The sequence below is a fragment of the Flavonifractor sp. An10 genome, assembly GCF_002161215.1.
Taxonomy (GTDB): Bacteria; Bacillota; Clostridia; order Oscillospirales; family Oscillospiraceae; genus Flavonifractor; species Flavonifractor avistercoris.
In genome coordinates this window covers 454,047-467,191 of sequence record NZ_NFMB01000004.1, presented here as the reverse complement: position 1 = coordinate 467,191, position 13,145 = coordinate 454,047, and the positions used below count along the sequence as shown (strand labels likewise).

Below are 13,145 nucleotides of genomic sequence, written 5' to 3'. Positions count from 1 at the left end.
GGTCTACGAGCTGACCGGCACCGCCTCCAGCTCCCCGCCGTTGGCGGTGCCGGTCAGCTCGTAGACCCGGAGCGGCCGCAGCAGCTCTCTCAGATAGTCGGCGTGGCTCATGTGGTCTCCTCCATGGCCGTCACCGTCAGGGTGCCCAGCCGGGGCAGCTCGTCCACGTCCACCGCCACGTCGGCGGCGGGGGCGGTAATGGCGTAGTTCTCCACGCCCTCCACCTCATAGATGATGTCCCCCAGCTTGGCCCGCAGGACGCTCTGCCCCAGCAGCTCCCCGTCGAACCAGGTCTGGATGGCGCTCTTCACCGCCTGGATCACCGCGGCGCTGTCCGCTCCGGCTCTGGCCGCCACCTGTACCGTCACGTCCATCTGCTTGGCCGTGGGAGCCTTGACCTGGAGCTCCACGGCGATCTCCCGCTTGGCCTCCAGGTGGCTCTCCACCGCCTCCAGCAGCTCGCTGTCCGGCAGGCCGGCGGCGGTGGCGATCACCACGTCCACCGTGCCCACGCCCCGGGGCCGGGGCACCACCGAGGCGGCGGCCACCTCCGGGAAGGACAGGGCCTCCTGCTCGTAAAAGGCGGCGTTGGCGCCGTTGGGCATCCGCCGGAAGGTCTCCAGCACCCGCTCCCGCAGGGCCTCGTCGTCCTCCACGTCCACCCCGCCGGTGAAGGCCTCCGGGTTGGTCACCTGGCTCACCCCCACCGGGGCCACCGCCATGGCCCGGATGGTTCCGGCCGCCGCGTTGCCCGCCGCGCCGGGCTCCAACGCCTGGGCCCGCACGTCCACATAGGTGTTCCCCGCTTTCAGCGTGGCGGCCTCCAGGGTCTCAAAGCGCACCTGGGCCGCCGTCAGGCACACCGTCCCCGCCGGGATGGACAGGTCGGTGTCCGGCGCGGACGGGACGGAGAAGCGGAGCACCCCCACCGCCGCCACCGCGTCCCGCCGCTCCAGCCCACGGAGCTGGGCATGCTTGTCCAGATAGTCCCCCAGGGCGGTCTGGGGGAAGCACTGCCGCGCCACCCAGTCCGCCTGGACATACAGGGCGTAAATCTGGGCGGCCACGGCGTACAGCCGCACCGCCATGTCCCCGTCCCCCGCCAGGGCCAGCCCCGTCTCCGTCTGAAAGGTCTGGGCCATCTGGCTGTAGATCTCATCCACCGTCATCCCATCACGTCCCTCCCGTCTCCACGGTCACGGCCAGGGTCTGGCCGTGCCACTCCAGATACACCCGCAGGGTGCCGCCGTCGCCCAGCTCCACGCCGGTGACCGTCAGCTCCCCCTCACCGGCCAGGGCCTCGGCCACATACTGCCGGGCCAGGGCCTGCCGCTCCGAAGGCCGCGCCCGGCCCAGCCGGTACAGCCCGCTGCCCAGCCCGGGCAGCAGGGGGAAGCTCCCCCGGGGGATGGACAGCTTCCACAGCACCCGCTGGAGCAGCTCATCCGCCCCCTCCGCCCGGCGGAAGCCCCCTTCGCCGTCGGGCAGGTAGTCCCCGTCCCGCACCATCAGCTCCATGCGCTCATCCCTCCGTCACCACGATCTTTCCGTTGACCAGCACCCGGCCGGTCAGGTTGACAATGCCGCCGCTGATGGTGATGTTTCCTCCGTTCAGCCGGACGGTGGAGCCGCCGCTGTAGATGAGCACCTCGCCGGGGGACACCTCCCGGTCGTCCCCGCAGAGGGCTCCCGCCACACAGGGGGCCTCCCCCGCCGCGCCGGTCTTGAGCACCAGCACCTGCTGATCCTTGGCGGGCCGCCAGATGTAGCCCCCCGGGCCATATACCGGCAGCTCCCGCCGCTCCCCGTCCAGATAGACGGCGGCCGGATCCCCCGGCAGGGTCACCTGCCCCACCAGGGCCGTCCCGTCCGCCTGGGGCCGTCTCCGGCCCTGCTCCGAAATCCACATAGGCTCCTCCTATCCCACAGCGTCCGGCGGGGCCAGGGTCAGCCGGGTATAGCTGCCCCGCTCCTCCTGGGCGCTGACGCTCTCTCTCACCCGCCACAGGCCGGTGCCCACGTTCTGTGCCAGCCGCAGCTCCACCAGCTCCCCCGGCCAGGCGGCGAAGGCCGCCGGCAGCTCCAGCTCCAGGGTGCGCAGCTCCTCCCGGGCGCGGGCCAGCTGGTACTCCCCGGAGTAGCGCATGGCCTGATAGCTGCTCTTCCCCGGCATGGTGAGCACCCGGCGGCTCCTGCCGCCCCGGCGCAGGAAGTCGCCGTCGGCGACGGTCTGCACCTCCTCGCTGGTACGATCCCGCACCAGCACCTGGGAGAGCACGCCGTACCGCTGATCCCGCAGGGTGAGCCTGGTCACCGCCGCGTCCGGGCCCAGCACCCGCCGCTCTCCGTCGGGCCAGGGGGCGATCACCAGCCGTCCGTACCGGTCAAACCGGGGGGCGATGCCGCCATAGTAGCGGCAGAACTCATAGACCACCTGCCACTCGCTGCTCCCGGTGGACACCGAGAAATTGGGCACCGCCGGCAGCTCCGCCCCCACGGAGGCCGGGATGCCGTAGGGGGCCACATGATCCCGCAGGATGTCCTCCAGGGTGGCCACCTGGTAGTCGGCCCCCAGGGCCTCGTTGTCCAGCAGCCGGGCGGCCATCCCCCGGCCCGCCACCGTCAGGGTGCCGCCGGAGCTGTCCCATCCCCGCTCACACTCATCCACCACGCCGGTGAAGACCGTCTCCCCGTCCTGGCTGGCGGTAAAGCCCACCGCCTCGGCCAGCACATCGGCCTCCCCCGGCTCCCACAGGCAGGTGAGCTGGAAGCTGTCGCAGGGGGTTCCGCACCCGTACTGGAACTTCCAGCGCACCACATCGGGCAGGATGATCCTCCGCCCGTCCCAGCAGGTCAGCACGCCCTGCATCACGCCACACGCACCTTCTCTCCCACCACAATCAGATTGGGGTTCTTGATCTGGGGGTTGAGCCTGATGAGTTCCGTCAGCTCCAGGCCGTAATTCTGGGCGATCCCCCACAGGGTCTCCCCCTGGCGCACCGTGTGGGTTTTCCCGGCGGCGGCATTGCCTGCCGCCGTGCCGCCGCCCCCGTCCTCCCCCCCGGCAGGGGTGGTCACCTCAATTCCCGTGCTGTGACCGTCGTACCCCTCCCAGAAGGCAAAGGTGTAGCGCACATAGTCGGGCCGGGGCTCCATCCGGAGGGAGAGCTCCACAAAGTAGGCGTTGGCCGTCTGCCACACCGGGTGAACTAGCAGGCCCGGCCCCTCCGAGTAGAACACGGTGGCCAGGCGCTTGAACTCCTCGTAGGCCCCCTCGCCCACAAACTCCCCCTCGCCACGCATGACCCGGTGGCCGGGCCCCAGATCCTGGAGCTGATAGCGCCCGAAGGGCACCTTCCACGCCCCCATGGAGCGCTCATACTCGATGGAGTACACCCGCGGGTTGTGGGGCCACACATAGTCCTTGTACCGCATTGCCGACAGTCTCACAGCAGCTGGAACCCCCCGTCATATCTTCTGGCGTCCCGGCGGAACATGCGATCCAGCCCCTCGGCCTCCACCGTCCCGCCGCCCCGCTCCGCCGGGCGGATCACCGTCACGCTTCCGCCGCTCCGCCCGGTCTGTTCCACGGCGGGGCGGAGGCTCCGCCCCACCTGCTCCGCCAGCCAGGCGGCCCCGGAGGGCCTCCCGCCTCCGGCGGGGCTGTCCCCTCCGTCACCCGGGAGCGCCGGGGCCGCCGCCCCGCCGTCGGTCTCCAATCGCCGCAGAAGACCGCCCGCGGCCCCGGCGTGCTCCGCCGCCTCCCGCACCCCGGCCGGGGGCGGCCCGTCCTCTCTCCGGGCCGCCCGGCGCACCGCCGCGGCCGTGTCCGTCAGGCCGGGCAGCAGGGCCTCCGCCCCGCTGCCCTCCTCCATCTCCGCGCGAGCCCCGCGCCCCGCCGTCTCTGCCGGGGCGTCTGCTCCGGCGGCCGACGGCGAGGCGCTCTCCATCCCCGGTGCGGCGGGCAGCGGTTCCCCGCCGTCCTCTGCCGTCCATTCTTCTCTCTTTTCCAGCCGTACCACGGCAGGGCTGATGTCCAGCTCCGCCGTCTCTTCCGATGGTTCCTCTTCCTCCAGCCCCGCCAGCAGGGCCTCGATATAGTCTCTCACCCGGTCTCCCCCCGTTTCAGCCGCTCAAACCGCTCCTCATCGAAGGAGGCGTTCTGCCCCACGGACACCCCGTCCAGGGGCGCGCCGCAGCAGAGGCACCGCGCCTCCTCGGCCTGGGCCCGGCAGGAGGGGCACAGCCGGTTCAGCTCCTCCTCCCGATCCAGCACCAGGTTGACCGCGCACCAGAGGAAGTCCCGCGCCTTCATTTTCTGGGCCCGCTCCTCTGTGGGGAGGGCCCCGAACGCCCGGAGCACGCGCCAGCGAAGGCGCTCATCAGGCGCGTGCTCCAGGCTTTTTTTAGGGCGAGGGCCCGCTCCCGTCCGTCCTCCGGGGAGGGGTTTTCCTCCCTGTCAAAGGCGGCCCACGTTCCGGCCAGCGCCCCGATCTCCCGGACGCCCATGGCCGCCAGCACGGCCTTTCCGCTGTCAAACACCGGCCTGCCGTGGTTTTCCAGGGCCCGGGCCAGCAGGCAGGCATTGGCGCACAGGGCCCGCTCCCCCTCGTTTTGGGCCAGCTCCTCCGCCTCCCGCCGGGCCTGGAGCACCTCCAGGGCGGACAGGAGCCGCAGCTCCCGTCCGTCCTCCAGCCTCATCCGCTCCCGCCCCGCTCCGATGTTTTTTCTCATACCACCGTCTCGATCCGCTTGGCGGCCACCACGGTGATCTTCTCCACCACCATGGCCCCCAGCTCCCCGGTCTCTCCGATGGCGCTCCACTGGCAGCCGGAGTAGATGATCTTCCGGTCGGGCTTGCAGATGACCAGGCTGAAGTCCTCCAGCTCGTGGAAGTTGATGCCGTCCCGGATGGCCTCGTCGGTAGCGTAGAGCCTGGTCAGCTCCAGCACGTGGTTGCGCTGGCCGGGGATGGTGGCCACCGGCTCGTCCTCGCCGAAGGCCTCCACGGTCTGGCTGGAGCGGGTGGACTTGGCGGTATAGCTCTGCACCACCGCCACCTTTTTCCCGTCAATCTCCAGATAGATGTCGCTGCTGGTGGGAAATCCCGCGACTTTCATGGCGTTCCTCCTCTCTGATTATGCAGGGTGTGCCGTCCCGGCCCCTGTGGGGCGCGACGACCCCGGCGCGCCCGCCTTAAACCGTGATGTGTGCGCTCAGCCAGATCTGGTTGAGGCCGTGGGCCACGGTGAAGGCGAAGTCCACCAGGCACACGGTGGGGTTCTCGGTGTCCGCCGTCACGGTGACGTTCTCGTACCCGGTGATGATCTCCCGGGCCAGCTTGTTCTCCAGCTCCACCACCACCTGGGAGCGGATGGCCCCCCGGCTCTGCTCGGTGTTCTTGGCCCGGCGGAACCGGGCCTTGAGGGCGTTGCGCACGGTGGGGATCACGTCGTCCACGATGCGGATGGTGGTCAGCTCCCGCCAGGTGGCGTCGGCGGCCTCGCCGGTCTTGGTGCGGGTGGTGACCCCGCACCACGCTGACCACCCCGGCCACGCCTCCACGGGGTGACGCCGCCCCGCACCAGGGTGTCGATCTCGGTGTCGCTGCTGGGCCTGGAGGGCGCCCACCCCTTGAGCTCCGCGCCCCAGGGGACGGCGGGTCGCTCGGCGGCGATGGCCCCGCCACCGCCGCGGCCACGGCGGCGCCTGCGTCGCCCCCCAGTGGGGCCACCAGCACCATCCGCTCGCTGTTGAGGCTCTGTGCCTGGGTGACCAGGTTGCTCACCGTCTCCGCCGTCTTGCCCCGCACCACGGCGATGCGCTCCCGCCGGTTGGCGGAGGCGGTGTTGATGCTGTCCCGCAGGGCCTGCTGGACGGTGAGGGTGTCGCTGTCGCACACCACCACCGCGATGTCCTCCTCCGCCTCCAGCAGGGCGAAGGCGTCCTCATAACTCTCCGCATCCGCCACCGGCACCGCCTTCACCTGGGCCGCGCCGTTGAGGAACAGCAGCCGCACCAGCTCGGTGATGGCCGCCTCCCCGAAGGCGGTCGCCGCGTCCTCGTAGCGGCTGAAGGTGTACAGGCCCTCCACCTCCTCGTCGCCGTCGTACAGGGCGGCCAGGCCCACGTTCTGCCCGCCGCCGGTGCTGCTGATCACGGTGGAGGCGTCGTACTGGGAGTACACCCCCGGCCGCTCATGATTTGTGATACTCAAACCTCGACCTCTCCTCTCACAATAAAGTCCAGGAACGTGCCGCCCTCGCTGGCCACGGCGTAGAGGAAGCCCCGGCACACCGCCGTCACTGGCCGGTGGAAGAGCCCCGCCTCCCGGTCAAACTCGGTCTCCCCGCAGGAGAGCTCCTGGAGCACCAGCCCGGTGGGCCCGTCCCACTGGAGTGCCTCGGCCAGCCTGTCATAGGCCGCCTGGATCCCCGCCGCGCCGCAGCCCTGGGGGGCGTAGAGATCCAGCCCCAGGGTGAGGGTGATCCTCCGGCCGTACAGCTCCTGCCACTGGCCGGTGGCCTCGTCATACCGCTCCCCCAGGTAGTCCCGGAAGCCCTCCGGCCCGCCCTGGCAGGCCCGGACGGAGACCGCAGCCACAGCGCCGTCCCGCCGTGTCCGGCCGCTGTCGGGGTAGGCGCACACCGCCTCCACCCCGTTCCGGTTGAGGAACTCCGCCATCCGCTCCCGCACCGTCTGAAAATCCAAGCGTCTCACTCTCCTTTCTCCCGGCGCGTCCCGCTGTCACGCCGTCTCCCCGGGGCCGTCCTCCGGCTCCGGATCCCGCACCGCCAGCAGGGCCCACCAATAGATGGTGTCCTCCCCCAGGCAGACGGGCTGGGCGGCGCGCACTTCAAATTGGGTGTTGTTCCACGCCACATAGCCGTCCCCCAGGCCGTCCAGGCTCACCTCCGACGGCCCCAGGTAGAGCCACTGATCCCGCCGCACCGTTCCCAGGGGGGTGGGCAGGCTCTGGAACCAGTCCTCCCGGGTCTCCAGGGCGGGCTGGAGGAAGGCCCGGCAGAGGGTCTCCGCTCCGTCCCGCACCACGGCCACCCGCTGGCCGTATTTGTCCAGGATCCGTCCCCAGGCCCCGGTCATCCCTCCACCCCCTGGAAGGCGAAGCCCCGGTCGGCCAGATAGGGCCCCAGCACCGTCTCGGCCTGGAGGCGGAGGGCGGCGGAGCGCTCCGCGGCGTCCGCCCCGCCCCCCTCCTGGATGGTAAGGCTGCCGGCGGTGAACCGCTCCACCCCGGCACTCTCCCCGGCGGTCAGGCCGGCCAGGGCCATCCAGGCGCAGGCCAGCACGAAGGCGCTTCCGCAGTCCTCCGGGGACACCCCGGGCCGCAGGCGGCGGGTCAGTTCGGTCTCCGCCGCCTGGCACAGGGCCTCCAGGGCGGTCTCCTGTCCTGCCGTCACATGGCCCAGGGCCTTGGCCATGGCCATGATCTTCTCCGTCATTTTACCTTCAGCACCTTGGCCGCGTCGGTGAACAGCTTGGCAAAGCCGGAGATGCTGGTGATGGCGGCCCGCTCCAGCTGCCGGTCGATGAGCTTGTCGTACTCCACCAGCACGTCGGAGCCCTGCACCATCTCCAGGGCGTACCGCTTGTCCAGGCCGATCATGGTGCCGCTGGCCAGGGCGGAGGTGCGCAGCAGGGTGGCGCCCAGGGGGGTGGCCAGCTTGCCGGTGCCCTGGAAGTTGAGGCCGGTGAGGGGGTTCTGGAACTCCTCCATCTTGAGCAGGGTGAGCATCTCATCCCCGCTGACCAGGAGTGTGTTCATCTCATAGGGGTCAAACTGGCTCCAGAAGTCCACCAGCTCGTCGTAGGTCAGCTTGCCGACGGTGCCGCCGATGGGGTCGGTGCCCACGGTAAAGCTCTGGGCGGGGTTGCCGTTGCCGTCCCCGTTGAGCAGCACGTCGATGGCGTCCTCCAGGTGCATCCGGTTGATGTGGGCGCCGATCTGCCGCAGGGTGACGGAGAACAGATCCAGCTTCTGGTAGCGGATGGCCTCGTAGGGGGCCACCAGCATCCGTCCCCGCTTGTAGAGCTTCACCAGGTTCTCCTGGCTCTTCACCTGGGTCTGGGGGATGGAGGCCCCCTCCTCCACCCGGCGCAGGGCCTTCTGCTCCTCGTCGGGCACCGACGCGATGGAGCGGTAGTCCATGCCGTCGAACTGGGTGACGGCGGCGGTGATGTGGGGGATCAGGTTGGCCTCCTCCATACCCTGCCGCACGGAGCGGGCGATGTACTCGGGGAAGAGCACGGCGGACTGGCTAGTGGCGAAGAACTTCTCCACCGCGTCGCTGCCCGCGCCCTTCACCTTGATGTCGAACCGCTTGAGCTGCCGCTGATAGGCGTCCAGCCCCTCCAGGGCGGTGCCCTTGTACTGCTCGGAGGGATCCTCCCGTTCCAGCACCTGGGTGAAGGAGCGCCCCGCCTCGTTGTACATGCCCTTTTCCAGTCTCAGATTGTCAAAGCGATAACCCATATCCACATTCCTCCCTTTCTTACAGCCGCACCACGGCGCCGTCGCTGTCCACCGAGATGACCAGATAGTCCCCGCCGGTGGCCGGGCTGGCGCTGTCCTTTTTGACGCCGCCGGTGCCGTCGGCCAGAAGCTTGTTCCAGCCCACCGCCACCCCTTCGGCGGCGGCCACCTTCACCAACCCGGCCACCTGGACGGCGGCGTAGCCGTCCTCGGCGGTGAGGGCCACGCCGCAGAAGCGTTCGCCGTCGCCGCACTTGTCCACGGCCCCGTTGCCGGAGGCCTTGACCACCTGGCCCGCCTTCACGTCCGCGCCGCAGGTAAAGGTGGCCACCACCTCGCCAATGCCGTCAAAGGAAATCTTGCTCATACTCCCGTCCCCTTTCTGTTCAGATCAAAAATGCCCCGTCTCTCTGCTCCGTCCCGCTCTGTGCTTCGCCGTAGGTCAGCTGGGTCTCCGCCGGGAACCTCCGGTCGGCCTGCTTCTCCAGGGCCTTCCGCAGGGCGGTCAGCTCGGGGTATTCCAGCCTGGCCGCGATGGCCTTGAGGGTGCCGTGCTCCAGCTCCAGCCCGGCCAGGCCGCCCAGCCGCACCACGTCGCTCCGCAGGCCCTCCAAGTACTTCCGCCCCAGGGCCGCCTCCTGCTCCAGCCTCCAGTGCTTCATCACCCCCGCGTTTTTCTGGGCGGGCACCGCCACGAACGACCACTCGTAGGCGTCGGTGGCGCCCACCAGGTCGGCCCAGCACTGCTGACCGCCGTACTCCTCCCCCTTCTCATGGGGGCAGGTGTGGATGTCCTGGCCGCAGATGGAGCAAACCGCCCGCTCCACGGCGCAGCCCACACTGACCTCTTTCTTGATGCCGCCCTCGATCTCGGCGATGAGCTCCCGGTTGCCCTCGGTGCGCAGCAGGTAGGCGTACCCCTTTAGGTAGCAGTAGGGCTCCCCCGCCCCGGTAAGCCGCGCCTCCCGCACCACCTCGGTGCGGTAGATACGGGCGGTCTGCTCCCTGGCGCTCCACTGGTGGTCGAACAGGCCGCTCTTGCCCGCAAAGAGGGGGGCCAGCTCCTCCAGGGTGGCCGCCGGGAACCGTTCCCAGTCCCGATCCACCTCGTTGTCGCACAGCTTCACCGCGAAGGCGTACACCTCCTCCGCTTTCAGCTCCCTCCGGCTCCAGGCGTTGATCTGGGCCAGCTCCTGGGGATTGAGCTCCAGGGCGCCGTCCACGCCCGCGTCCTTGCTGATGATCATCCCATCGCTCCCTTCCCTCTGCTCTCGTTTTGCTATGTGTGATCCATTCTTGACCATGTAGGGCGGGGGCTCGCCCCCGCCGTTCACGATCCCGCAGGGGCGGATATCATCCGCCCGCCGTCTCCAGCCCGGCTTTCTGTTTTCTCTCCCTCTCCTCGTTCTCCAGCCTGGCCGCCAGGGCCTGCTCCCGGTAAAGCTCTGCCCGGGCTTCCTCCACCTCGTCGTCGCAAGCTCCATATCCCTCGTCCCGCCGCATGCGGCGGGACTCGATCATTCCGCTGCTCCGCCTCTCCCCAGGAAAGCGCTTCGCGCTTCCCCGGGGGCCCCGATCTGGTCTCGGCTGCCCGGGCCGGCTTCTTTTAGGCTTTCTTGTTTTCCCGGGCCAGCCGCAGATCCTCCGCCTGCTCCCGGTACAGCTCCGCCCGGGCCTCCTCCACCAGATCCTGGAGGTTGATGTCCGCCCAGTCCACGGCAACCCGGCGGTCATAGCCGTGGAGGGTCAGCCACAGCTCACAGATGCGCTCCACCACCGGCTCCAGCCCCCGCCGGATGGCGGTGATCTCGCTGGTCATCATGTCGGCCTGCTGGGTGCTCATCCGCTCGGTGGAGGACCAGCTGAGGCCCAGCAGAAAGGGCGGGATCCCCGTCCGTGCGATGAGCTGCTCCAGGATCTGCCGCACGGGCACCTCGCTGTCCAGAATCTGATTGTCCGCCCCGATGACCTTGATGTCCACGTCGCCCACGGCCACGAAGTCCCGGACGGAGCCGTCCTTGCCCGCCTGCATGGCGGCAGACCACTCCTTTGCGATCTGGCGGCTGCGCTCCTGGGCCATGGACTGATCCAGGGGGCTGTCGCCGGGCTTGTACACCACGGCGAAGCGCACGTTGCCCATCCGCTCCCAGTTCATGCCCACCGCCTGGTAGATTTTCAGCAGGATCTCCGTCAGGAAGGGCATGGAGCGCAGCAGGCTCACCCCGTAGGGGCTGCCCACCTCGGGCTGAAACGGGGTGAAGAGGAGCAGCTCCTGCCGGGGCAGCTCCCGCAGACCGCCGACGGCGTCCCGCCCCCAGATGGCAAACTCCAGGGGGGAGTCCCCCTCCCGGATCTCGATGTCCGCCGGGTTGCCGCACAGCAGGGCGGCGATGTCCCGCCCCCGGCGGTCGGGGACGATCTCCCCCACGGCCCGGCCGCAGGTGAGCATGGAGTCCAGGTAGCAGTCCAGGAAGGACTGGATCCCCCGCTGTCCCCTTCCGGTGTTCACGTGCTGGAGGAACCAGTCCAGCCCCTCCTGGGCACTTTTGTCCCGGCAGAGCACCTGTACGCCGCCGGCCAGCCGCACCAGCTTGCGCAGGGCGGCGTCCACGATGGGCACCGCCTCCCGGATGCTCCGGTAGAGGGCGATCTCCCCGTTTCTCAGGGGGACGTAACCGTCCAGCACGCCGAAGGGGTGCCGTCCCCCCTCCCGGAGCTGTACCGCCGTCCCGGCCCCCACGTCCTTTTTCTTTCCTAACACACCCATGCCCTTCCTCCCGTCTCGCTTGTCTAAAACCGTCCCCGCTCCACGCACAGGCCGCCGAAGTATCCCCGCTCCCCCGCCGCCACGGTGGCGGCGAAGTAGCGAATGTCGTCCATGGCGTGGTCGTGGACTTTTTTCACTCGGTCGCCCACGGCCTTTTCGTCCCAGCAGTAGAGGGAGAACTCCCGGATGGCGTCCCTGCATCCCTCGCAGATGACCAGCTTCCCCGCCTTGAGCAGCCCGGCGGTGGTGCGGATGCCGGCCAGCACGTCGTTGTCGGCCTTCTCCACCCGCCAGCCCCTCCGGCGGAGCACCTCGATGAAGCTGGCCGCCGACGGGTCGGCCACGATCTTCCAGATAGGCCGTCCCCCGGCCAGCTGCTCCAGGGCGTCGGCGTACTCCCCGTCGGTCTTCTGTGCCCGCTCCGCCCGTGAGTCATAGTAGTACTCCTTCACCCGGTACCACACCCCGTTTTGCAGGCCCCACAGCCCCAGGGACGTGGGGTTGACGGTGCCGTAGTCGCAGGAGATACACCACCGCTCCATCTCTCCCCCAGGGGCGGGCCGCACCATGGACTCGTCGAAGAAGTCGTACACCCGCCCCTCGGCGGCCACCCACTCCCCCATCACGAACCGCCGGTAGAAGGTACCGCTGAAGCTGCGGGCGTACCGCTCCCGCACCTGGGGGGTGAGGGCGGGGTTGTCCGCCATGGTGAAGTGGAGATAGAGGGCCCGCCGCTCCTCCGCCTTCTGAATCCACTCCTTATAAAACCAGTGCTCCGGGCTCTCCGGGTTGCAGGAGAACCACAGCCGGCTTCCCGGCACCGAGCACCGGGCGCAGGCCTGCTCCACGAAGGAGCGGGGCATGAGGGCCGCCTCGTCCAGCAGCACTCCGGCCAGGGTCACCCCCTGGATCAGGGCCGCGCTGCCCTCGTCCTTGCCGCCAAAAATATAAAACGTGTTCTCCCTTCCGCCGAACCGCACCCGCAGCCGGCCCCGGGACACCCGCTCCTCCCACTGAAACCCCAGCTCCCCCAGGGCGGGCAGCACCTCGTCCAGCAGATTCCGCCGCAGGGCGGAAGCGGTCTTGCCGCACAGGCCAAAAACGGCCCCGTCAAAGCACCCCATGGCCCAGAGGAAAAAGGACAGCCCCATGCACATGGTCTTGCCGCTGCGCACCGCCCCGTCGCAGATCACGGCCTCCAGCCCTCTGGTCTCCGGCGCCAGCCACCAGGTGAGCACCCGCCTCTGCTGCCGGGAAAATGTCTCAAACCGCATCGGCGCTCTCCTTCAGCGCCTGAAAGAAAGCCTCCGCCTTGTCCTCCCGTCCTCCGGACAGCTCCACCAGCCGTTCCAGCACCGCCGCCCGATCCACCAGCTTGAGTTCCACCGCGCCGTTTCCGCTGCGCTTGAACTCCTTCAGTGCTCCCAACTCCAGCCCGTCAATCTTCTCCAGCTGTCCCTCATTCAGGAAGGCCAGCTTCACCGCGTCGTTGACCCTGCACTGTGCCAGCCGTTCCATCCGGTGGAGCAGCCTTGTCCGCTCGTTTCTCACGCGCTTCCCTCCTCACCCCTGGTTCCCGGAAGCAAAAAGTGAACCATCCGCGTACACTTAAGCGCCGGCTTTTTCAAAATTTATTTCTATGTCTACCAAATGTCTACCAATTTAATCCCGCAATCCATTGGCGCGCAGCGGTTTCCCGCTGCGCGCCCTTTCTTTTGCCGTCTCGTGTCTACCAAATGTCTACCACGGGAACTTCCAAGCTGCAAATCAGGCTAAAAACACCCGCATACCGCAGGATTTACTTACTTCTAGTCTGATGTAAGGGTCGTCATACGCCTCTGATTTCCCTATTTTACCGGATATTGGTGGAATATGGCAATCTGA

20 protein-coding genes are annotated in these 13,145 nt (G+C 68.8%); all 20 read right to left on the bottom strand.

What is annotated here, in order from left to right; genetic code table 11:
* Nucleotides 1-107: 107 nt before the first annotated feature.
* The gene (locus B5E42_RS09625) at nucleotides 108-1,169 is read right to left on the bottom strand and encodes a baseplate J/gp47 family protein (RefSeq protein WP_204244399.1); all 1,062 of its coding nucleotides are present in this window, start codon (nucleotides 1,167-1,169) and stop codon (nucleotides 108-110) included.
* A gap of 4 nt (nucleotides 1,170-1,173) precedes the next feature.
* The gene (locus B5E42_RS09620; RefSeq protein ID WP_087239055.1) at nucleotides 1,174-1,518 is read right to left on the bottom strand and encodes a hypothetical protein; all 345 of its coding nucleotides are present in this window, start codon (nucleotides 1,516-1,518) and stop codon (nucleotides 1,174-1,176) included.
* Between the two features lie 4 nt (nucleotides 1,519-1,522).
* Nucleotides 1,523-1,909, bottom strand: a complete 387-nt coding sequence (locus B5E42_RS09615; protein ID WP_087239052.1) for a hypothetical protein — start codon at nucleotides 1,907-1,909, stop codon at nucleotides 1,523-1,525.
* Nucleotides 1,910-1,918: 9 nt separating this feature from the next.
* On the bottom strand, nucleotides 1,919-2,869 hold the full coding sequence (locus B5E42_RS09610) for a hypothetical protein (RefSeq protein ID WP_087239050.1): 951 nt from the start codon (nucleotides 2,867-2,869) through the stop codon (nucleotides 1,919-1,921).
* Nucleotides 2,869-3,450 (bottom strand): LysM peptidoglycan-binding domain-containing protein, encoded by a 582-nt coding sequence (locus B5E42_RS09605; protein WP_242967083.1) that lies wholly within the window; start codon nucleotides 3,448-3,450, stop codon nucleotides 2,869-2,871. Before B5E42_RS09605 ends, B5E42_RS09610 begins: the two co-directional genes overlap by 1 nt.
* Nucleotides 3,447-4,109: a hypothetical protein gene (locus tag B5E42_RS09600; protein ID WP_087239046.1), complete on the bottom strand. Its 663-nt coding sequence runs from the start codon at nucleotides 4,107-4,109 to the stop codon at nucleotides 3,447-3,449. Before B5E42_RS09600 ends, B5E42_RS09605 begins: the two co-directional genes overlap by 4 nt.
* Nucleotides 4,106-4,315 (bottom strand): molybdopterin oxidoreductase, encoded by a 210-nt coding sequence (locus B5E42_RS09595; RefSeq protein WP_087239044.1) that lies wholly within the window; start codon nucleotides 4,313-4,315, stop codon nucleotides 4,106-4,108. The genes B5E42_RS09600 and B5E42_RS09595 overlap by 4 nt, the downstream gene beginning before the upstream one ends.
* A complete protein-coding gene (locus B5E42_RS09590; RefSeq protein ID WP_242967082.1) occupies nucleotides 4,312-4,734 on the bottom strand; it encodes a hypothetical protein in 423 nt (140 codons plus the stop codon). The genes B5E42_RS09595 and B5E42_RS09590 overlap by 4 nt, the downstream gene beginning before the upstream one ends.
* Nucleotides 4,731-5,120: a hypothetical protein gene (locus tag B5E42_RS09585; RefSeq protein ID WP_087239041.1), complete on the bottom strand. Its 390-nt coding sequence runs from the start codon at nucleotides 5,118-5,120 to the stop codon at nucleotides 4,731-4,733. Before B5E42_RS09585 ends, B5E42_RS09590 begins: the two co-directional genes overlap by 4 nt.
* 76 nt (nucleotides 5,121-5,196) lie before the next feature.
* A complete protein-coding gene (locus B5E42_RS19600; RefSeq protein ID WP_242967081.1) occupies nucleotides 5,197-5,565 on the bottom strand; it encodes a phage tail sheath C-terminal domain-containing protein in 369 nt (122 codons plus the stop codon).
* Nucleotides 5,566-6,213: 648 nt separating this feature from the next.
* Nucleotides 6,214-6,720, bottom strand: a complete 507-nt coding sequence (locus B5E42_RS09575; RefSeq protein ID WP_242967080.1) for a hypothetical protein — start codon at nucleotides 6,718-6,720, stop codon at nucleotides 6,214-6,216.
* A gap of 27 nt (nucleotides 6,721-6,747) precedes the next feature.
* Nucleotides 6,748-7,104 carry a hypothetical protein gene (locus B5E42_RS09570; protein ID WP_087239037.1) on the bottom strand — a complete coding sequence of 119 codons (357 nt, stop codon included), beginning with the start codon at nucleotides 7,102-7,104 and terminating at the stop codon, nucleotides 6,748-6,750.
* Nucleotides 7,101-7,463 carry a hypothetical protein gene (locus tag B5E42_RS09565; protein ID WP_087239035.1) on the bottom strand — a complete coding sequence of 121 codons (363 nt, stop codon included), beginning with the start codon at nucleotides 7,461-7,463 and terminating at the stop codon, nucleotides 7,101-7,103. The genes B5E42_RS09570 and B5E42_RS09565 overlap by 4 nt, the downstream gene beginning before the upstream one ends.
* A complete protein-coding gene (locus B5E42_RS09560) occupies nucleotides 7,460-8,494 on the bottom strand; it encodes a phage major capsid protein (RefSeq protein ID WP_087239033.1) in 1,035 nt (344 codons plus the stop codon). The genes B5E42_RS09565 and B5E42_RS09560 overlap by 4 nt, the downstream gene beginning before the upstream one ends.
* A gap of 19 nt (nucleotides 8,495-8,513) precedes the next feature.
* A complete protein-coding gene (locus B5E42_RS09555) occupies nucleotides 8,514-8,861 on the bottom strand; it encodes a hypothetical protein (protein ID WP_087239031.1) in 348 nt (115 codons plus the stop codon).
* Between the two features lie 19 nt (nucleotides 8,862-8,880).
* On the bottom strand, nucleotides 8,881-9,741 hold the full coding sequence (locus B5E42_RS09550; RefSeq protein WP_087239028.1) for a hypothetical protein: 861 nt from the start codon (nucleotides 9,739-9,741) through the stop codon (nucleotides 8,881-8,883).
* A 106-nt stretch (nucleotides 9,742-9,847) separates the two neighbouring features.
* The gene (locus B5E42_RS19180; protein WP_162613958.1) at nucleotides 9,848-10,015 is read right to left on the bottom strand and encodes a hypothetical protein; all 168 of its coding nucleotides are present in this window, start codon (nucleotides 10,013-10,015) and stop codon (nucleotides 9,848-9,850) included.
* Between the two features lie 85 nt (nucleotides 10,016-10,100).
* Nucleotides 10,101-11,261: a serine/threonine protein phosphatase gene (locus B5E42_RS09545; RefSeq protein WP_087239026.1), complete on the bottom strand. Its 1,161-nt coding sequence runs from the start codon at nucleotides 11,259-11,261 to the stop codon at nucleotides 10,101-10,103.
* Nucleotides 11,262-11,284: 23 nt separating this feature from the next.
* Nucleotides 11,285-12,535 carry a PBSX family phage terminase large subunit gene (locus tag B5E42_RS09540; RefSeq protein WP_087239024.1) on the bottom strand — a complete coding sequence of 417 codons (1,251 nt, stop codon included), beginning with the start codon at nucleotides 12,533-12,535 and terminating at the stop codon, nucleotides 11,285-11,287.
* Complete coding sequence (locus B5E42_RS09535; protein ID WP_087239022.1) at nucleotides 12,525-12,812, bottom strand: XRE family transcriptional regulator; 288 nt, start codon at nucleotides 12,810-12,812, stop codon at nucleotides 12,525-12,527. Before B5E42_RS09535 ends, B5E42_RS09540 begins: the two co-directional genes overlap by 11 nt.
* Nucleotides 12,813-13,145 lie beyond the last annotated feature (333 nt).